General features: G+C 58.1%; 17 protein-coding genes and 1 tRNA gene. 10 read left to right on the forward strand and 8 right to left on the reverse strand.

The features are described from left to right. Nucleotides 1-220 precede the first annotated feature (220 nt). Both ABCS64_RS03825 and ppk1 read right to left on the reverse strand, forming a co-directional pair. Nucleotides 221-415 carry a hypothetical protein gene (locus ABCS64_RS03825; protein WP_418890590.1) on the reverse strand — a complete coding sequence of 65 codons (195 nt, stop codon included), beginning with the start codon at nucleotides 413-415 and terminating at the stop codon, nucleotides 221-223. Nucleotides 416-443: 28 nt separating this feature from the next. Beyond that, nucleotides 444-2,573 (reverse strand): polyphosphate kinase 1, encoded by a 2,130-nt coding sequence (gene ppk1 / locus ABCS64_RS03830; RefSeq protein ID WP_418890591.1) that lies wholly within the window; start codon nucleotides 2,571-2,573, stop codon nucleotides 444-446. Between the two features lie 514 nt (nucleotides 2,574-3,087). Here ppk1 and ppx point away from each other — a divergent pair. The 8 genes from ppx (at nucleotide 3,088) to ABCS64_RS03870 (ending at nucleotide 9,893) form a co-directional block, all read left to right on the forward strand. Then, nucleotides 3,088-4,692: an exopolyphosphatase gene (gene ppx, locus ABCS64_RS03835; RefSeq protein ID WP_418890592.1), complete on the forward strand. Its 1,605-nt coding sequence runs from the start codon at nucleotides 3,088-3,090 to the stop codon at nucleotides 4,690-4,692. Between the two features lie 29 nt (nucleotides 4,693-4,721). After that, the gene (locus tag ABCS64_RS03840; protein WP_418891872.1) at nucleotides 4,722-5,849 is read left to right on the forward strand and encodes an ABC transporter permease; all 1,128 of its coding nucleotides are present in this window, start codon (nucleotides 4,722-4,724) and stop codon (nucleotides 5,847-5,849) included. A gap of 59 nt (nucleotides 5,850-5,908) precedes the next feature. Further along, nucleotides 5,909-6,688, forward strand: coding sequence for an ABC transporter ATP-binding protein (locus tag ABCS64_RS03845; protein WP_418890593.1), 780 nt, complete (start codon nucleotides 5,909-5,911; stop codon nucleotides 6,686-6,688). 14 nt (nucleotides 6,689-6,702) lie between these two features. After that, the gene (locus ABCS64_RS03850; protein ID WP_418890594.1) at nucleotides 6,703-7,656 is read left to right on the forward strand and encodes an MlaD family protein; all 954 of its coding nucleotides are present in this window, start codon (nucleotides 6,703-6,705) and stop codon (nucleotides 7,654-7,656) included. After that, nucleotides 7,653-8,381 (forward strand): ABC-type transport auxiliary lipoprotein family protein, encoded by a 729-nt coding sequence (locus tag ABCS64_RS03855; protein WP_418890595.1) that lies wholly within the window; start codon nucleotides 7,653-7,655, stop codon nucleotides 8,379-8,381. Before ABCS64_RS03850 ends, ABCS64_RS03855 begins: the two co-directional genes overlap by 4 nt. 116 nt (nucleotides 8,382-8,497) lie before the next feature. Beyond that, nucleotides 8,498-8,986, forward strand: coding sequence for a type VI secretion system amidase effector protein Tae4 (locus ABCS64_RS03860; protein ID WP_418890596.1), 489 nt, complete (start codon nucleotides 8,498-8,500; stop codon nucleotides 8,984-8,986). Next, the gene (locus ABCS64_RS03865; protein WP_418890597.1) at nucleotides 8,983-9,402 is read left to right on the forward strand and encodes a T6SS amidase immunity protein Tai4 family protein; all 420 of its coding nucleotides are present in this window, start codon (nucleotides 8,983-8,985) and stop codon (nucleotides 9,400-9,402) included. Before ABCS64_RS03860 ends, ABCS64_RS03865 begins: the two co-directional genes overlap by 4 nt. Nucleotides 9,403-9,449: 47 nt before the next feature. Continuing rightward, nucleotides 9,450-9,893, forward strand: a complete 444-nt coding sequence (locus ABCS64_RS03870) for a PACE efflux transporter (RefSeq protein WP_418890598.1) — start codon at nucleotides 9,450-9,452, stop codon at nucleotides 9,891-9,893. A gap of 1,143 nt (nucleotides 9,894-11,036) precedes the next feature. Here the strand turns inward: ABCS64_RS03870 and recJ are convergent. Next, complete coding sequence (gene recJ / locus ABCS64_RS03875; protein ID WP_418890599.1) at nucleotides 11,037-12,890, reverse strand: single-stranded-DNA-specific exonuclease RecJ; 1,854 nt, start codon at nucleotides 12,888-12,890, stop codon at nucleotides 11,037-11,039. Between the two features lie 174 nt (nucleotides 12,891-13,064). On the opposite strand from recJ, the gene ABCS64_RS03880 reads away from it, so the two are divergent. Together ABCS64_RS03880 and lolD are read left to right on the forward strand one after the other, a co-directional pair. Then, the gene (locus ABCS64_RS03880) at nucleotides 13,065-14,312 is read left to right on the forward strand and encodes a lipoprotein-releasing ABC transporter permease subunit (protein WP_418890600.1); all 1,248 of its coding nucleotides are present in this window, start codon (nucleotides 13,065-13,067) and stop codon (nucleotides 14,310-14,312) included. Next, complete coding sequence (gene lolD, locus ABCS64_RS03885) at nucleotides 14,305-15,012, forward strand: lipoprotein-releasing ABC transporter ATP-binding protein LolD (RefSeq protein WP_418890601.1); 708 nt, start codon at nucleotides 14,305-14,307, stop codon at nucleotides 15,010-15,012. The genes ABCS64_RS03880 and lolD overlap by 8 nt, the downstream gene beginning before the upstream one ends. A 470-nt stretch (nucleotides 15,013-15,482) precedes the next feature. Here the strand turns inward: lolD and ABCS64_RS03890 are convergent, their stop codons facing one another. The 5 genes from ABCS64_RS03890 to ABCS64_RS03910 all read right to left on the reverse strand — a co-directional run bounded on the left by ABCS64_RS03890 (nucleotide 15,483) and on the right by ABCS64_RS03910 (nucleotide 17,970). Further along, nucleotides 15,483-15,698 carry an MFS transporter gene (locus ABCS64_RS03890; RefSeq protein ID WP_418890602.1) on the reverse strand — a complete coding sequence of 72 codons (216 nt, stop codon included), beginning with the start codon at nucleotides 15,696-15,698 and terminating at the stop codon, nucleotides 15,483-15,485. 584 nt (nucleotides 15,699-16,282) lie between these two features. Further along, entirely contained in the window at nucleotides 16,283-16,783 is a 501-nt protein-coding gene (locus ABCS64_RS03895; RefSeq protein ID WP_418890603.1) for a DUF3761 domain-containing protein, read from the reverse strand. Nucleotides 16,784-17,143: 360 nt separating this feature from the next. Then, nucleotides 17,144-17,220: transfer RNA gene (locus ABCS64_RS03900), tRNA-Pro, on the reverse strand. Nucleotides 17,221-17,312: 92 nt separating this feature from the next. Next, nucleotides 17,313-17,684, reverse strand: a complete 372-nt coding sequence (locus ABCS64_RS03905) for a MerR family transcriptional regulator (RefSeq protein ID WP_418890604.1) — start codon at nucleotides 17,682-17,684, stop codon at nucleotides 17,313-17,315. Next, nucleotides 17,665-17,970: an integration host factor subunit alpha gene (locus ABCS64_RS03910; protein WP_418890605.1), complete on the reverse strand. Its 306-nt coding sequence runs from the start codon at nucleotides 17,968-17,970 to the stop codon at nucleotides 17,665-17,667. The genes ABCS64_RS03905 and ABCS64_RS03910 overlap by 20 nt, the downstream gene beginning before the upstream one ends. Between the last annotated feature and the right edge of the window lie 10 nt (nucleotides 17,971-17,980).

The following is a 17,980-nucleotide window of genomic DNA, read 5'->3' on the forward strand; positions in this document are numbered from 1 at the left end:
CCTACTCGCAAACCCCCAATTGGCGCGGGTTCCAGCACTACCCTATTTGAAACGTCCAAAGGACGCGGACTTCCGGGCAGCCGCCGCAGACAGTACAGGGCGTGTGAAAAAGTGGCGCAACGCGGTGGTGATTTTTTAGCTATTTGACGCTACACGCACAAGCCCTTGCGCGCCGCGGACAAAAGCCCGACCTGAAACGGCACATGCCGTGCTTGTTTCTTTACGAACGTTTTTCTGGCTTGGGCATCTCTGAACAGCTGCCCGCGAGCCCGCGTGGATTGGGCATCTCCGGCCTGCCTTCCGCAATGCTTTTGTTTGAAATGCCGCCACCGGCGGTCATGCTTTCATGCTTGAAAAAAGGGGGCAGTTGCGGCTTATAAAAGATTATTTCGCCAAGATGGCGTTCTAAAAACACTTTTTTCCCATGACAATGACACCGCATTTTAGCGTTTCAGCAATTCCAGCAATTCGCGCTGTGCGCTGCGCTGTGTTTTTGCCCGGCGCCCGTCGTGACGCGGGCGGTAGCCGCCTTGGGCGTTCATTTCCCAGGCCTGCTGGTTATCTGCGAGATAAAGACGCAGACCTTCGTGAATGACGCGGCGCTTGAGCTTTTTATCGAGGACGGGAAAGGCCAGTTCGATGCGGCGGAAGAAGTTGCGCTCCATCCAGTCGGCGCTTGACAGCAGAACCTTCTCTTCGCCGCCAGCATAAAAATAGAAAATGCGCTGATGTTCGAGAAAACGGCCGATGACCGAACGCACGCGGATATTTTCTGATAATCCCTTGAGGCCGGGGCGCAGGGCGCAGACGCCGCGCACGATCAGGTCGATCCTGACGCCTGCCTGCGAAGCGGCGTACAGCGTATCGATCACGCCCGGTTCGAGCAGCGCATTCATTTTGGCGATGATGCGCGCGCGTTTGCCGTTGCGTGCCGCGTCGGTTTCGGCCTCGATGGCGGCGATGACGTTGCGGTGCAGCGAGAACGGCGACTGCCAGAGATGGCAAAGCGCGCTGGCGCGCCCCAGACCGGTGAGCTGCTTGAAGATTTCGTTGACATCGGCGCAAATGGCCTCGTTGCTCGTCAGCAGGCCGAAATCCGTGTACAGGCGGGCGGTGCGCGGATGGTAGTTGCCGGTGCCCAGATGCGCGTAACGGCGCAGGCAGCTGCCGGAAGCGTCGCTCTCCCGGCGCACAATCATCAGCATCTTGGCGTGTGTTTTGTGGCCGACGACGCCGTAAACGACATGAGCGCCGACTTTTTCGAGCTGGGTGGCCCAGCCGATATTGGCTTCTTCGTCGAAGCGCGCCATGAGTTCGACGACGACGGTGACTTCCTTGCCGTTGCGTGCGGCGCGCAGCAGCGACTTCATCAGCACGGAATCCGTTCCGGTGCGATAGACGGTCATCTTGATGGCAACGACCTGAGGATCGGTGGCAGCCTGGTCAATGAGCGCAATAACGGGCAAAAAACTCTGGTAAGGGTGATGCAGCAGAATGTCGTTTTTACGCAAGGCTTCAAAAATACCGTGCCTCTTGTCGAGCGTCTTGGGCAGGCTCGGCGTAAATGGCGGAAACTTCAGATCCGGCCGGTCGACCTGGTCGGGAATCTCGATGAGACGGGCGAGATTGACCGGGCCGCAAACGCAGTAAAGATCGCTGCGGCGGAGACTGAACTGGGTCAGCAAAAAATCAGCCATATGTTCCGGGCAGTTGTCCGCAACTTCCAGCCGCACGGCGTCGCCGAAGTGGCGCTGGGGCAGTTCCCCCTGGATTTCGATGCGCAGGTTTTTGGCTTCTTCTTCATCGACGAATAGGTCGCTGTTGCGCGTGACACGGAACTGGTAGCAGCCGAGTACCGTCATGCCCGCAAACAGCTCATTGACGAAGGCGTGCAGTATCGACGACAGAAAAATGAAACCATATGGGCAGCCGCACAGGGCTTCGGGCAGGCGGATGAGGCGCGGCAGCACGCGCGGCGCCTGGACGATGGCCGTGCCGGAATGCCGGCCAAAAGCATCCTTGCCGTCCAGCTCGACGGCAAAGTTCAGGCTCTTGTTCAGGACACGCGGAAAAGGATGGGAAGGATCCAGCCCGATCGGCGTCAGCACCGGCATGACTTCGCGGAAAAAATAATCGCGAATCCACTCGAACTGCGCTTCATTCCACTGGCTGCGCCGGAAAAAACGGATGCCTTCTGCGGCCAGTGCCGGCAGGATCTGCCCGTTGAGCAGTGCGTATTGTTCGGCGACCAATCCATGTGCCGTATCACTGACCCGATCATAGGCCGCCTGCGCCGTCAGTCCATCCACCGACACTTCGCCCGAATTGAGCTTGATCTGTTCCTTGAGACCGGCGAGGCGAATTTCAAAGAACCCGTCGAGATTGCTGCTGACGATGCACAAAAAACGCAGGCGTTCGAGCAGCGGTGCGGACGGATCGCTTGCCTGCGCCAGCACGCGCCGGTTGAAGGCTAGCAGGGCGAGTTCGCGGTTGAGGTATTTGCCGTGATCCTCTGGCTTTCCAGCGGAATGAGGCAAGGAGTGGGGAGAGCGGGGCGATTTGGACAAGCGCATGGGGATAAGAACACGTGGAGAATCATTGCCGGGTCGGGCAGCGGCCATTCTATCGCCAAACCCCCGATATTTCCGGATGGTTGAATCTGCCCACCGCATCCGGCCGGTTCGGGTGAATGAGGATTCTCGTGATAGGAGCGACAAGAAGCGGGGAACGGCGCTCAAAAGCGGCAGGAAACTGGTAGGGAAGCGGCAGAGAACCGGCAGAAAAGCAGTCGCGAAATATCGCTGATATCCCCGTCTCCGCCGAAAAATCGGCCTGCGCGGCCCTGTGGCGAGCGATACACAGACCGGCCAACGCATCGTGAATACATTAACCGGGTCGGTAATGCGGGCGCGGCCCGACGATCGCATAGGGCGAGGTGATAGAATGACGCCCGCCATGCAAATTCAGGCCGGTATTCTCGGTATTCCCGGCGTTGCCGGAACCGGCCACTCCACTCCAATATGCAAGATACACGGAATATGCTGAAATGCGCCGAGTCATCGGCCGCCGGAAAGTCTTGATCGCCCTATGCCCTACGAACAGATTGCCGCCGTCGATCTCGGGTCGAACAGTTTTCACCTGGAAGTTGGCCGCCTCGTCTATAGCCAGATTTACCCGCTCGATACCCTCAAAGAGACGGTTCGCCTGGCCTCCGGCCTGACGCCGGACAAGCTGCTGGATACGGCCTCGCAGACGCGGGCGCTGGCGGCGCTTTCGCGCTTTGGCGAACGTCTGCGCGGTTTCCAGCCTGGCTCGGTGCGCGCGGTGGCGACCAATACCCTGCGTGTCGCCCGCAATGCGGCGGCATTTCTGCCCAAGGCCGAACAGGCGCTCGGTTTTCCCATTGAAATCATCGCCGGCCGCGAAGAGGCGCGCCTTATCTACCTTGGCGTTGCCCATGCGCTGCCGCCGACGCGCGACCGGCGGCTGGTCGTCGATATTGGCGGCGGTTCGACCGAACTCATCATCGGCAAAAAAATTGAGCCGATGCTTATGGATTCCCTGTACATGGGGTGCGTGAGTTATTCGCTGCGCTTTTTCCCCGATGGGCGCGTTGATGCCAAACGCCTGATCAAGGCGGAACTGTCCGCAGCGCGCGAAGTGCAGCGCTTTGCGCAGGCGTATCGGCAACTGGGCTGGAGTGAGGCGGTTGCCTCTTCCGGCACGGCGCGGGCGATTGCCGATCTGTTGGAAATGAACCGGCTCAATCCCGGCGGCGGTGACGGTATTACCCGCGCCGGGCTGGAAAAACTGCGCAGCCTGCTGATCCGCGCCGGCTCGATGGAAAACCTCGGCCTGTCCGGCCTGCGCGGCGAGCGTGCGCCCGTGCTGGCAGGCGGTTTTGCGATTCTGTCCGCCATATTTGCAGAACTGGGCATCGAGCGCATGATCTATTCCGAAGGTGCGTTGCGCCTGGGGGTTCTCTATGACCTGCTTGGCCGTTTTCACCGGCGCGACATGCGCGATACGACGGTGCGCCGTTTCATGCGCCGTTACCACATCGACGTGTCGCAGGCCGCGCGGGTCAAGGCTATGGCGTTGGCGTGCTTCGCGCAGCTGGCGGACGGTTGCGATCCGCAGGTGCATGAGTACGGAATGCGCCTGCTGACATGGGCGTCGTCGCTGCATGAAATTGGTATTTCGATTTCGCATGGCGATTTTCATAAACATGGCGCGTACATTACGCGCTGCGCGGATATGCCGGGTTTTTCGAAGACGGAACAGGAGCGCCTCTCCGCCCTGATTCTCGGTCAGCGCGGCAAGCTGGAAAAGCTGAAAAAATTCCTGCCGGATGGCGATTTCTGTTGGGTGCTGGTGTTCTGCCTGCGCCTGGCCGCGCTGCTCTATCGTTCGCGCGACAATCTTTCCGTGGCGCCGGATGTTCGGGTCAGCCTGCAAGGCGGGGAATATGCCGGCAGAACAAAAGCATCACAAACCGCGCGTACAAAGAGTTCGGGCGATAAAAACGGCACCGAAGGCGAATATGGCGTTTTTTCGCTCTCGTTTCCTGCCAGCTGGCTGGCGGCCAATCCGCTCAGTGCCTCGGCGTTGGCGGATGAAGCGGCGATCTGGCAACGCGTGGGATTCGGCTGGACAATCAAGCGCCGGTCGGCGGCGCGCGGGAGGACGTAGTGCAAGGCGGATCTGACAGGGATGCAGCGATGATGGCGCCGGTGTCGGAAGCGGCGTTTTCTCTGCATGAAGCTGCGGATGGCCGGCGCACGCTGGCTCTTTCCGGCGACTGGACGTTGGCCAGGCTGCCCGCGTCGATTGCGGCGTTTGAAGCCAGTCTGCGCGCGCAGGTCGGGGCTGAAACCACCTGGGATTTGCACGGCATTACGCGGCTCGACAGCGTCGGCGCCTTAACGCTGTGGCGCGCCTGGGGCGGCAAGTGGCCGAAAACCGTGGCTGTTCCGCCCGTCTTGCGGGCCATCATCGAACGCGCCGCCGCTGTTCCGGTAGACAGTGCCCGGCCGGAACGCCCAGCGTACCTTTCCGGCGGCCTGTTGCTCGTCGGTGGCGCTGTGCTGAGCGGCTTGCGCAATCTGGCGGGGCTAATCGCCCTGTTCGGGCAATTGGTGCTCGATGCGCGTTATCTGCTCTTTCACCCGCGCGATATTCCTGGGCGGGAATTCTCGGCCAATATTTTCCGCAGCGGCGCGCAGGCTTTGCCCGTGACGGCGCTCGTCGGCTTTCTCATCGGCGTCGTGCTCTCTTTTCTTTCCGCGCTGCAACTGCGTACTTTCGGCGCGGACATCTATATCGTCAATCTGCTGGGCATCAGCATCATCCGCGAGCTGGGGCCGGTGCTTGTCGCCGTCCTCGTTGCCGGCCGTTCTGGCTCGGCCATGACGGCGCAGATCGGTGTGATGCGCGTGACGCAGGAAATCGACGCGCTGGCGACGATGGGCGTTTCGCGCAGCTTGCGCCTGGTATTTCCAAAAGTCGCCGCGCTGGCGCTGACCATGCCGCTGCTGGTCGTCTGGTGCTCGGCGGCGGCGCTGGTCGGCGGCATGGTATCGGCCAATCTGGAAATGGGGTTGTCTTTTCACTATTTCATTACCGCGCTGCCGCGTGTCGTGCCGGTCGCCAATGTGTGGATCGGCCTGAGTAAGGGCGTGTTTTTCGGCTTTCTGATTGCGCTGGTGTCCTGTCATTTCGGCCTCAAGGTGCGGCCGAACACCGAAAGCCTGTCGAGCAATACGACGACGGCCGTCGTCACGGCGATTACGCTGGTCATTCTGACGGATGCGCTGTTCGCCATCCTGACGCGCAATGTGGGGATCTGAGCATGGACAGACGAACGGACATGACACCGCTTCCAGCGCATGAATCTGCGTCCCCAGTAGTGTCCCGGGCGCCTGTCGTGCAGGTGCGCGGCTTATCGACGCGCTTCGGCGAGACGGTCATTCACCGCGATCTCGATCTGGACGTTTTGGCCGGACAGGTGATGGCGCTGGTCGGCGGCTCCGGCAGTGGCAAAACGACGCTGCTGCGTGAAATCATCGGGCTGCTGACGCCGGAGCGCGGCACGGTGCGCCTGTTCGGTGAGCCGATCGCCGATGCCGATCCCCTTCGCCGCCGCGCCTTGCGCCGCCGTTTCGGCATGTTGTTCCAGCAGGGCGCGCTGTTTTCCGCGCTGTCGGTTTTCGACAATATCGCTTTCCCGCTGCGCGAACTGCACCGGCTTGACGAGGCCATGATCGGTGAGCTAGTGCGCCTCAAGCTGGCGATGGTCGAACTCGAACCGCGTCATGGTCATCTGATGCCGGCGGAACTGTCGGGCGGTATGATTAAGCGCGTTGCGCTGGCGCGTTCTCTGGCGCTGGAGCCGGAACTGCTGGTGCTGGACGAGCCGACCGCCGGCCTCGATCCCGATCTGGCGGCCAGCTTCGTCAAACTGATCAGCGCCTTGCAGAAGGAGCTGAATTTCACCGTCGTGATGGTCACGCACGATCTCGATACGCTGGCCGGCCTGGCCACGCATATCGCGGTGCTGGCCGACCAGCGTATCATTGCCTGCGGCCCGCCGGCCGAGGTGATGGCAGTCGACCATCCGTTTATCCACAACTTTTTTTGTTCCGAACACGCGCTGGCCGCCTTATCCGCCACCTTGTCCAAGAAATAGGCAGAAAATCCACCATGGAAAACCGCTCCCACGCCCTGATCACCGGAATCTTTACCTTACTGCTCGGCATTGCCGCCATCCTTTCTTTATGGTGGTTTGGCGGCAAGACCGAGCATATGCGCGATTACCTGGTCGTGACCGACAAGAGCGTCAGCGGGCTGAATCCGCAGGCGCAGGTGCGCTACCGGGGAATCCGCGTCGGCCGCGTCGAGGACATCGATCTCGACAGCCGCGATCCGCGCAATATCCTGATCCACATCCGTATCCGCGACGATGTGCCCGTCAGGCAGGGCGCCATCGCCCGCCTGGGGTATCAGGGCGTAACCGGCATCGCCCATATCCAGCTCGATGACCGGGATGAAGACGGCGTGGGACACCCCGTGGATGCCGATCGCGCGCTTTTGTCGGCAGAATCGGGAGGCATGCCGCGCATTCCGATGGAAGATTCCCTCGTAGACGCATTGACCGACACGGGCACGGATACGCTCAAACAGATTCATCGTCTGGTTGTGAATATCAACCGGATTCTGAATCCCGAAAATCGGAAGGCGATGACGCGCACGCTGGATAACCTCGCGGCCGCTTCGGATAATGCGCGCGAAGCCTCGGAGCAGCTTCGGCAGGCGCTGTCCGGACAGAATCTGCGCACCTTGCAGACGACGCTGCAACGCGCCGAGTACGCCACCGGCCAGATCGGCCCCTTCTTTGCCGAAGCGCGCGGGCTGGTTGCCCGTCTGCAAAGCGTCAGCGATAAACTCGACGTGGCGCTGGGCGGTCAGTCCGGCGCCGCGACGCTGCCGCGCTTAAATGAACTGGGCCGCGATCTGGCGGTCACGTCGCGGCAGTTAAACCGTGTCCTGAAAATGCTGGAAGACCGGCCGCAAAGTCTGATTCTCGGCGGCCCCAAGCAGACGCCGGGGCCGGGAGAAGCCGGCTTTACCGCACCGGCAGACAGGAAAAAACCATGAGGAATCCGATGTTGCTGACAATTTTCCGCCACTGGGCGTCTCTATCCATCCACCGCGCAATTCGTCGTGCTATCCGCCGTGCGGCGGCTCCTGCCGGCGCCTTGGCAGCGATCGCGCTGCTGGCCGGCTGCGCCGCCAGTCCATCCGCCGTACAGCCAACCGTCTATGATTTTGGCCTGCCCGTTTCAGCCTTGGCCGGGCAGGGCGGTACCGGCGCCGAGGCAATGAGCCTGGCCGTCGATGTCGATACGCCGCCGTGGTTCGACTCGCCCGGCATCGGCTATCGCCTGGCCTACGACGATCCGCTCAAGCGGCGTGAATACGTGGATAGCCGCTGGGCGGCCAATCCCGGCCAGCTGCTGACGCAGCGTCTGCGCCAGCAGCTGGGTGTGCCGGATGCGGCGGCGAGTGCGGCGGGAGCCTGTGCGCTGCGCGTCGAATTACAGGAGTTTTCGCAGGTCTTCGATTCGCCGCAGCACAGCCGGGCGTTACTGCAGGCTACCGCGATACTGACCGACGCGACGCGGCGCGTTATTGCCGAGCGCCGGTTTGTCACCGAAAAAAATGCGGCCACACCCGATGCGCGCGGCGGCGTGGGAGCGCTTGTTGAGGCCGGCAATGCGCTGGGGCAACAGCTTGCCGACTGGTTGGGCGCGTTGAACGCGCAGTCTGCCGGCCGCTCCCTCTGCCGCACGGCGGAAACGGCCAAACCGCGACGGCACTGATTTGTGTAATATATTTTTATTTTAAATATTTTTTATTAATGTCATTAATGTTGGATTTAAATCCGCATAAATAAAGATTAATTAGTATATGTTTATTTTTATATAGGAAGGTTAACTTGGCAAGGCCATCTTTTTTAGCAGCTTGGACTGCTTCGCAAAAGATTTACGATGCTTTTAATCCCGCAGATAAAGTTGCAGAAGTGATTGGTGGTGTTGTTGCTATTAATATTAGACACCCAACTCAACCTTGGGAGAATACATGCGCAGTTCGTATGAGTTATATACTTAATCAAACAGGGACGTATATACCAGCTATAGCTAACAAAACTGTGACAGGTAAAGATAGGCGGAACTATTTTTACCGTGTCAATGACCTTGCTGATTTTTTATGCCGACATTGGGGAAAACCTAAAATTATCAAGTATCCACCATCTAACGCTTTAATCGGACAAAAGGGAATTATTCTTTTTGAGGTACGAGGTTGGTCAACTGCAAGTGGACACGCAACATTATATGATGGTAACAGTTGCTACGATCATTGTTATTTTAATGAGCGAGAAGCGAATTATCAGACTACTAAAGCCTATTTCTGGAAACTCTCATGAAATATTTTTTTACTATTTTGTCGCTATGTTCAGCTATATCCTATGCGGGAACGGATCAAATTATAGCTACTACTAGAAATAATGCCGATAACTTTAAGGATCGTGCACTGGCATATTGTATTGCACAAGCTTACAAAGATTCGCCAGCAGGACGAGATGCTAAAAGAACAGGAGGGGTTTTTCTCAATTGGACGTATTATGATTTGGCAGCTAACTCTGAAATTGATGCATTGATTACGAAATTTCTGAGTCGTAATTACAGCACGCCTATTGAAGGATATGCCGACGCGGAATTTGCACTTCTAAAGTGTATTGATATGTATCATAGTTCTGAGCTTTATGGCTTAATAAGAAAATATGTCCCACATCCAGATTGGATTGGGGATAAGCCATTTCAAACTCGACGGAAGAAGTAGGTTGCCGTTGTAATGCTTGTCTTTTATTACTATGCCAAGTTGGTCTGATGAGCAAAACCGTCACGCTGCGTGCGCCACGGGATCGCTGCCGGCAAGTCGCGCTGTTTGAAATCGGCGGGTTACTGCTGATTACGCCGCCGTTCATCTGGCTAAGCGGTGTGCCGGCCAAAACCTCGTTCGGTCTGATGGCGTTGATCGCCTTGATCGCCGCTTGCTGGAACGCCGTCTACAACACCTTGTTCGACTGGGTGGAAGGCCGGCTGACCGGGCGCAACGCCGACCGGAGGCCGCATCTGCTCCGCATTGTGCATGCACTCGGTTTTGAGTTCGGGCTGCTCGTCATCACGCTGCCCTTGATCGTGGTCTGGACGGGCATGGGCTGGCTGGAAGCGCTGATCGCCGATATCGCGGTGGCGCTGGCTTACGTTGCCTATGCCTTCATTTTCAATCTGGCCTACGACCGCTGTTTTCCGATTGTCGGCAAGGCCTGAAAACTATAGCGGCTTTCCTTGTCAACATAACTGCGTTGCTGTGTTGGCTGGGCTTTGCCGTATTGCTCAACCTGCTGCTGCCGCGCTCGCCGGCAGAAGCGCTCCGCAAACCCGCGCAAACAGATCAGAAAACATAAATCGCGCTGAAGCCCTTTAAACACAAGGGCTTCAGAGCATCAAAAAATATAATGACTGCTTCGCTCGTTTTTTTAAAGGGGAGCTGCTTCAAAGGGCTGAGGGGTTAACAGCCTATTTTTCACATGGCAAAGTTCGAGCCATAGCGTCTTCCTTTGCCAAAATACTACGTTGGCTCGCCTTGCCGTACTCGTACTGCCTGCGGCTCGCCGCCTTGTCTTTTGGCAAAGTTAAGCCGCTATATTTTTGGTATCTCAAATATGGGCGCCCTGAAGCCCGCGTATTTAGGGCATCTCCGGTATCCATGCCCTGAAGGCCTTTATTCATAAAGGTTTCAGAGGTGCCTGCCCGCAAACGCCCAATCCACGCGGGTTTCCGGGTATGCTCTTTCGCGTATTCGATCACTACGAAGCACCCAGAAACCCCTTTAGGCGCAGCCGCAGGCGCGGGGAAGCTTGGCGGAATCAAGGGCTTGATTGTCTGAGCGCAGCGAGTTTTCAAGCCCGCCGCACAAGTACCACTCCAACCCGAGGCAAGGGGTTTTCTGCGCCTGGAGTCGCGTTTCTTTGCTGACTTTCTTTGGCGAGGCAAAGAAAGTCAGCGGGGCGCGCTACCGCACAGCGCAACGGCATCAAAAGGAGTTTCGTGGGTGGAGGTCAGTGCGCATGCGGAGGAAATTCTTGTTTTTAGTTTCATGGCACCTGCCCGCTAGCCCGCGTATTTAGGGCATTTCCGAGAGGGGTGCTCTAAAACCCTTATAAATAGGGCGTTCCAGAGGTGCCTGCCCGCAAACGCCCTATTCACGCGGGGTTCAGGGCACCCATATTTAAGACACAAAAAATATAGCGGCTCGGCTTTGCCAAAAGACAAGGCGAGCCAACGCCGTATTTTGGCGAAGGAAGCCGCTATGGCTCGATTTTGCCAAAAGACAAGGCGGTAAGCCGCTGACAGTACGAGCAGTACGGCAAGGCGAGCCAACGCAGTATTTTGGCGAAGGAAGCCGCTATTTCAGGCTTTGCCCGTGTTTTCGAGATATTCGATGATCAGTTGCAGGTTCTGCACGCCGTTGAATTCGTTGATGGATAGTCGGTAAACGGCGCGAATTGTGCCGTGGACGGCATCGCTGAAGTTGAAGCAGATGCCGTCGAACAGCGCCGCGCCCTTGCGCAAACGCAGCTTTAGGTGCCTGTCTTTGAGCAGACGTTGGTGCTCGACGACGAATTCGTCGGCAAACAGCGGCGGCGGAAAGCTTTGTCCCCAGACTTCTTCATCCAGCATCTTTGCCGTTTCGAGCGACAGATAGCCTGTTTCCAGCGCGCCGTCGGTTTCCAGCGTGCGGGTCAGCGCGGCGGGGTCGAGCAGTTCACGGGCCACTTCGACCAGACATGCCCGGAAGCGGGAGAAATCCGCCTCCATGATGCTTGCGCCGGCGGCCATGGCGTGCCCGCCAAAACGCTTGAGCAGGCCGGGCGCGCGTTTGTCAATCAGGTCGAGGACATCGCGCAGGTGCAGGCCGGGAATCGAGCGGCCGGAGCCTTTCAGCTCGCTGTCGGCGGCAGGCGCGTCGGCAGTGGGCACTGAATCTTCAGAATCCTCACTCCGGTCAGGTCGCTGTCCTTTGCTGCGAGCAAAGACGAATACCGGCCGATGGCGCTGTTCCTTGATGCGCGCGGCCAGGATACCGATGACGCCTTGATGCCAGGCGGGGTCGAAGAGTGCGATGGCGGCCTCGTCGGATGCTTCCGTGCCGCCGTCCGCATAGGCTGAATCCGCCATTCCGGCCAGGGCGCACATCGCCTGTTCCTGCATGTCGGCCTCGATGGTTTTGCGTTCCCGATTGTAGGCGTCGAGCTGTTGCGCCAGATTGAGGGCGTAAGCTTCGTCGTTGGTGAGCAGGGTTTCGATGCCGGTCGACATGTCGGCCAGACGGCCGGCGGCGTTGAGGCGCGGCCCGGCGACGAAGCCGAGGTCGAACGCCGTAGCCCGTGCCGGGTCGCGGCCGGCAGCGCGGAGCAGCGCGCGCAGACCGGGCGTCAGCCTGCCCGCGCGGATGCGCTTTAAGCCCTGGTGTACAAGAAGGCGGTTGTTGTGGTCGAGCGGGACGACATCGGCGACGGTACCGAGTGCGACGAGATCGAGCAACGATGCAAGGTTCGGCTCGCTGCCATCGGCAAAGTGCCCGCGCGCGCGCAGTTCGGCGCGCAGCGCCAGCATGACGTAGAAGATGACGCCGACGCCGGCCAGGCTCTTGCTTGGGAAATCACAGCCCGGCTGATTCGGATTGACGATGCAGTCGGCCTCGGGCAGGGTTGCGCCGGGCAGGTGATGGTCGGTGATCAGTGTCGTCATGCCGAGTTCCCGGGCGCGGGCGATGCCGTCGAGGCTGGCGATGCCGTTATCGACGGTCACGAGCAGTTCGCAGCCGCGCGCTGCTGCCATGTCGGCGAGCGGCGGCGTCAGGCCGTAGCCATCGGTAAAACGGCTGGGCACCAGGTAATCGACATGAACGCCGTGCGCACCGGCCAGCGCCCGTAAGGCACGGATGCCGACGGCGCAGGCCGTGGCGCCGTCGCAGTCGTAGTCGGCAACGATGAGGATTTTTGCCTGCGCCTCGATGGCATCGGCGAGCAGTACGGCGGCGTCGGCCGCATGGGTCAGGCGTTCGGGCGGCAGCAGTGCGGCGAGGCCGTAATCGAGTTCGTTGCGGCCGGCGATGCCGCGCGCAGCGTACAGGCGCGCCAGCAGGGGATGCACGCCGTCCTGTTCGAGCTGCCACTGGCTGCGCGGCGATGCGCGGCGGGCGCTCAGGCGGGTGGAATGTGTGTTGTGGGCGTCAAAGGCGTTCGAGTCGGATAGGGTCATCGTTTTATTTGCGCGTTATTGCGTGTCGTGGTTCATCGGTGCGGCCGGCGACCTGCTGCGCTTTAAATTTGTGGAAGGCCGCAGGCCGCAGGCACCGGTAAAGGGTGCGGAAAAGTGTACTATAGGCGCCTTGTTCATCTTTCATCGGGCCACCGCGCAGATACCGCACAGAATATGGCATTGCCTTATGAATTGGCCATTGGTTTGCGCTACACGCGCGCCAAGCGGCGTAACCATTTTATTTCCTTCATCTCGCTGATTTCGATGCTCGGCATTGCGCTGGGGGTGACGGCGCTGATCGTCGTGCTGTCGGTGATGAATGGCTTCCAGAGCGAGCTGCGTGGCCGCATCCTGGCGGTTGTCTCGCATATCCAGATCAGCGGAGCCAATGGTGATATGACCGGCTGGGATGCAGTGGCGGCGCAGGCCTCCGGACAGCCGCATGTGCTGGCCGCTGCGCCTTATGTGCAGGCGCAGGGGATGCTCTCTTCCGGCCAGTCGGTGCGCGGCGCGATGGTACGCGGCATTTTGCCGGAGCTGGAAGACAAGGTGGCCGATTTTAGGCCGCATATGAAGGAAGGGACGCTCGAGTCGCTGACGCCGGGTTCGTTCAATGTTGTGCTGGGCAGCGAACTGGCGCGCGCATTGGGCGTTTTTGTTGGTGACAAGGTGACGGTGATCGCGCCGCAGGGCGTGGTGACGCCCGCCGGTGTCCTGCCGCGCCTGAAGACGTTTACCGTGAGCGGTGTTTTTGAAGTGGGCATGTTCGAGTACGACAGCGGAATGGCCTTGATCCGCATGGAAGATGCGCAGCTATTGTATCGGCTCGATGACCGCGTTTCTGGCGTGCGCCTGAAGCTCGATGACCTGTTCATGGCGCCGCGCGTGGTGCGCCAGCTGGCGAATACGCTCAATACGCCGGCCTATATCAGCGACTGGACGCAGAGTCATGCAAATTTCTTCCGCGCTGTGCAAATCGAGAAAAACATGATGTTCATCATTCTTTCGTTGATCGTTGCCGTCGCTGCGTTCAATATCGTTTCGACACTGGTCATGGCGGTGACCGACAAGCAGGCGGATATTGCCATTTTGCGCACATTGGGTGCCAGCCCGCACAGCATCATGGGCATCTTTATCGTCCAGGGTGCGTTGATCGGCTTTATCGGCCTGGGACTCGGCGTCGTTGGCGGTGTGACGCTGGCGCTCAATATCGATGTGGTCGTGCCGTTTATCGAGCGCGTGCTCGGTACGCAACTGTTCGACAAGCAGGTGTATTACATCCCCAGTCTGCCTTCCGAACTGCAATGGCGTGATGTGACGACCGTGACGGGCGTTTCCTTTATCCTGTCGCTGGTGGCGACGTTGTATCCCAGTTGGCGCGCTTCGCGCGTCAATCCGGCAGAGGCGCTGCGTTATGAGTAAGGTTGAGAACATCGTGTTGGCCTGCCGCGGACTGCGTAAAGTATTCCGCGAAGGCGCTGGCGCGGCCAATAAGGTGCCGGTGTTGAGCGGCGTCGACCTTGCCGTGGCAGCGGGCGAACGTGTGGCGATCGTTGGCGCTTCTGGATCGGGTAAAAGTACGCTGCTGCATCTGCTCGGTGGCCTCGATACGCCGAGTGGCGGCGAAATCGTCTTGATGGGCAAAAATCTGGCTACGATTGGCGATGCCGAACGCGGTGAGCTGCGCAACCGTCATCTGGGTTTCGTTTACCAGTTCCATCATCTGCTGCCCGAATTCAGCGCGCTGGAAAATGTGGCGATGCCGCTGATGATCCGGCGTGCGGAAAAAAGCGAGGCGGAAGCGCGTGCGGCGGCGATATTGACGGAGGTCGGGCTGGCGCATCGCCTGGACCATACGCCCTCAGAGCTTTCCGGTGGGGAGCGGCAGCGGGCGGCTATTGCGCGTGCGCTGGTGACCGAGCCGGCCTGCGTACTGGCTGATGAGCCGACCGGCAATCTCGACCGGCAGACCGCCGAAAGTGTGTTTGAGTTGATGCTCACCCTGAACCGATCGCGCCGGACGAGTTTTATCATTGTTACCCACGATACGGCGCTCGCCGGCCGCGCCGATCGTATCTTAACCTTGTGCGATGGCGTGCTGCATAATGCGTCGTTGTGCTGACGCCTGGGTTTAAAGGCGGCAAGAGGGGGAAGGGCGGGCGTTCTATCTCGTCGAATATTTGAAAATGGGTTGTGGTGGTCGTGACACGAGACGGCTTTGCCGCGTATTTACTGTCTCTGAAAACGATAAAGTTTTCTTGATTGGCCAATGAGGATGGGTGGAAGGCGTATCACCCGTTCTTGTCGGTTTGAATCACTGTTCCTGCATCGGTACTCATTCCGCCATATCCAATCAAGGTAATGATCCCGAAAGCGGCAAGGCGTTCAGCAGGAAGTCAAGCATATCCAGTTTTCCCCGCTGTTTGCCTGCCGGATGTTTGGAGATTTGGGGATGTATTGGATTGCTAGAGCAAAAATGAGTAGCCTAATCGGGATGTTGAGCAAGAATATCCAGTGCTACGAGAGATAGGTGGTGAGAAAACCGCTGACAGGCGAACCGACTACAGGCGCGGTGAGCTCCGGCGTAGTCATTCACGCGATGGCGTTCACCAGGTCGCGCTTGTCGCAGTTCTTCAGGACGGCCAGACGCCCTACGGGTACCATCATCACTCCCGCAATGCCCTGCACAAAACGCACGATGGCAAACTGCGTCAGGCTGTGGCAGAGCGAGCACAGGACGGAGGAGGCACCAATAAAGCCCAAAATGGCATAAGCGAACAGCGAACGTGTGCCATATCTGTCGGCCACCCCAGCCGCTGACGGGAATGAATACCGCCAGCGAAATCATCTATGCCGTGATGCCTACACTCATTCTGCCGCTTTCTACACCAAAGTTAGCAGCCATCTGCGGCAGGCCTGTGACCAAAGCGGTCGAATCGATGTGTTCCATAAAAAAGCCACGGCTACAAAGGCGATGACTATTCATGAAACGTGCTGTTTCATCTGATTGCTTTCCTGGATCGGGTTATTGCGTTGCCTTTCAGGCAATTTTTTATTTATTCAGCTATAGACCAGCCTCTAACTGAATTCATCGTCTAGTGTTTACGGGCATTTTATGGAACGAAATGCTGTTTTTTCAGCGCATAGGGGCACATGAGGTTTTCCGTTATTCTCCGCTGGCGCAGGGAACAGTCTTTCGGCTTGAGAAGGCCAGTTTAGATCTAGTCTGTTCCCGCAACACGGAGAATAAGGCAAATGCCGTAAGGTGGATTGAGGCTAGGAATAAAATTGGCGGGCAAGCCGCCCGCCCTGATAACTTCTGCTAACTCATTACAGGCGTAGCTGACTACGCATGGTGGAATGAGCCGGCTTCACCTTTGCCTGCCAACTTTTTAGTCGGCGCAGGCTTTGCCGCGATTAGGCTGGAAGCCTTTTGCTTTCGCATCGGCTTCGGTCATGTATTCCCCTTGTTTGGTCTTGCCGTACCAGCGCGTATTCGGGCAGTGGTAGATTTTTTTCGTCGCGTTGGCCCAAACCATGCCGGGGGCGGCGGGTGCGCCTGCTGCCGTTGCCTGCTGTGCAGTATTTGTCTGCGGAGTGGTGGTGGCCGATGACGCATTGGGACTGGGAGTGGCACCGGGAGCGGGGGATGCAGGCGGAGTAGCTTGACTGGCCGGATCGGTTGGGCTGGTGTTTGCGCTTGCGCCATACCATGTCTGTATGCCCTTGTGTCCGCGGCAGGCGCCTTGTTTATTCTTCCCCGTGTAATAGGTGCCGTCCTTGCATAATCCCGTTGCATTGGCGGGGGCGTCTGCTGGCGCTTGTGCAAAAGATGTACCGGTACCGGTAAAGAAGCAGGCGATGAGCAGGACAGAAAACAGGTTTTTTCTCATGGCATTTTTCTCCTTGGGATAAATTAATGTCTGGAAAACCCGCTGTGGTTTTGCGCGGATGTATGGATTAGGCAAACAGGAGTTTATGCAAAAACACTAGTGCTGCCAAGATGTATTCCGGTTAAAGAGGGCGTGGGGCGAATCTTTATTTTTAATGATTAAGCTGCTGAGACGCATCACAGGACAGTAATCAGCCATCAATAATTAATTTTTTCCTCTGCGGCCTTGTGTCCTCCCCAGAGCATTTCCGGCGATGGCGGATATCGTGGTTTTGTATTTTGATGGCAATCCTGGAAAACAAGCGCCCCACTTGAGGCCAGGAGGAGTGGGTATCGTATTATCTCTTCTAGAATGATTTAATGGTCGGGGCGGCGGGATTCGAACTCGCGACCCCTTGCACCCCATGCAAGTGCGCTACCAGGCTGCGCTACGCCCCGACAGGCGCGGATTATAACCGATGTTCTGCTGATGGAGTATGAATAAGTGGGAATCAATGAAGGATGAACGTATTTACCTGATCGCTAGCGGGTTAAGGATCAGTTTTCAGAAGTTCGGCAATTTTCCGCAACGTCTTGCCCAAAGCCTCTGGTGTTATGGAGGAGGGATTTGACTTGTTTTTGTCAGCTTCATCAAGCTGGCTGCGTGCGCCATTGATCGTAAACCCCTGGTTATAGAGCAGTTCGCGGATACGGCGGACAAGCAGAACTTCGTGATGCTGGTAATAACGGCGATTACCGCGGCGCTTGACAGGTTTGAGTTGGGCGAATTCCTGCTCCCAGTAGCGCAGTACATGCGGTTTGACATCGCACAGCTCACTTACCTCGCCAATCGTAAAGTAGCGCTTGGCGGGAATCGGTGGGAGTGGTGTTTTCCCGGCGTCCTTAAGATGGCTGAGTCCCATGGTAGGAAGATTCCACTTCACTCTTTAGCTTTTGGCTGGCGTGGAATGTGACGACGCGGCGTGCAGTAATCGGAATTTCTTCGCCTGTTTTGGGGTTGCGTCCAGGGCGTTGCGGCTTGTCACGCAGCTGAAAATTACCGAAGCCGGAAATCTTGACGCCGTCGCCGCGCTCAAGTGCATTGCGAATTTCTTCAAAGAAAGCCTCTACCATGTCTTTGGCTTCGCGTTTATTAAGGCCGACTTTTTCAAACAGCAAATCAGCCAATTCTGCCTTGGTCAGTGTCATGTTGTTTTCC

It is taken from the genome of Dentiradicibacter hellwigii (assembly GCF_041770905.1).
Lineage (GTDB): Bacteria > Pseudomonadota > Gammaproteobacteria > Burkholderiales > Rhodocyclaceae > Propionivibrio > Propionivibrio hellwigii.

Excerpts from the sequence above, each read along its gene's own strand:
- ABCS64_RS03840 (WP_418891872.1), top strand. The coding sequence starts at position 4,722 with ATGATGGCGCCGGTGTCGGAAGCGGCGTTTTCTCTGCATGAAGCTGCG.
- recJ (WP_418890599.1), bottom strand. The coding sequence starts at position 12,890 with ATGACCCTATCCGACTCGAACGCCTTTGACGCCCACAACACACATTCC.
- ABCS64_RS03880 (WP_418890600.1), top strand. The coding sequence starts at position 13,065 with ATGGCATTGCCTTATGAATTGGCCATTGGTTTGCGCTACACGCGCGCC.
- ABCS64_RS03895 (WP_418890603.1), bottom strand. The coding sequence starts at position 16,783 with ATGAGAAAAAACCTGTTTTCTGTCCTGCTCATCGCCTGCTTCTTTACC.
- ABCS64_RS03850 (WP_418890594.1), top strand. The coding sequence starts at position 6,703 with ATGGAAAACCGCTCCCACGCCCTGATCACCGGAATCTTTACCTTACTG.
- lolD (WP_418890601.1), top strand. The coding sequence starts at position 14,305 with ATGAGTAAGGTTGAGAACATCGTGTTGGCCTGCCGCGGACTGCGTAAA.
- ABCS64_RS03855 (WP_418890595.1), top strand. The coding sequence starts at position 7,653 with ATGAGGAATCCGATGTTGCTGACAATTTTCCGCCACTGGGCGTCTCTA.
- ppx (WP_418890592.1), top strand. The coding sequence starts at position 3,088 with ATGCCCTACGAACAGATTGCCGCCGTCGATCTCGGGTCGAACAGTTTT.
- ppk1 (WP_418890591.1), bottom strand. The coding sequence starts at position 2,573 with ATGCGCTTGTCCAAATCGCCCCGCTCTCCCCACTCCTTGCCTCATTCC.
- ABCS64_RS03865 (WP_418890597.1), top strand. The coding sequence starts at position 8,983 with ATGAAATATTTTTTTACTATTTTGTCGCTATGTTCAGCTATATCCTAT.
- ABCS64_RS03905 (WP_418890604.1), bottom strand. The coding sequence starts at position 17,684 with ATGGGACTCAGCCATCTTAAGGACGCCGGGAAAACACCACTCCCACCG.
- ABCS64_RS03910 (WP_418890605.1), bottom strand. The coding sequence starts at position 17,970 with ATGACACTGACCAAGGCAGAATTGGCTGATTTGCTGTTTGAAAAAGTC.
- ABCS64_RS03870 (WP_418890598.1), top strand. The coding sequence starts at position 9,450 with ATGAGCAAAACCGTCACGCTGCGTGCGCCACGGGATCGCTGCCGGCAA.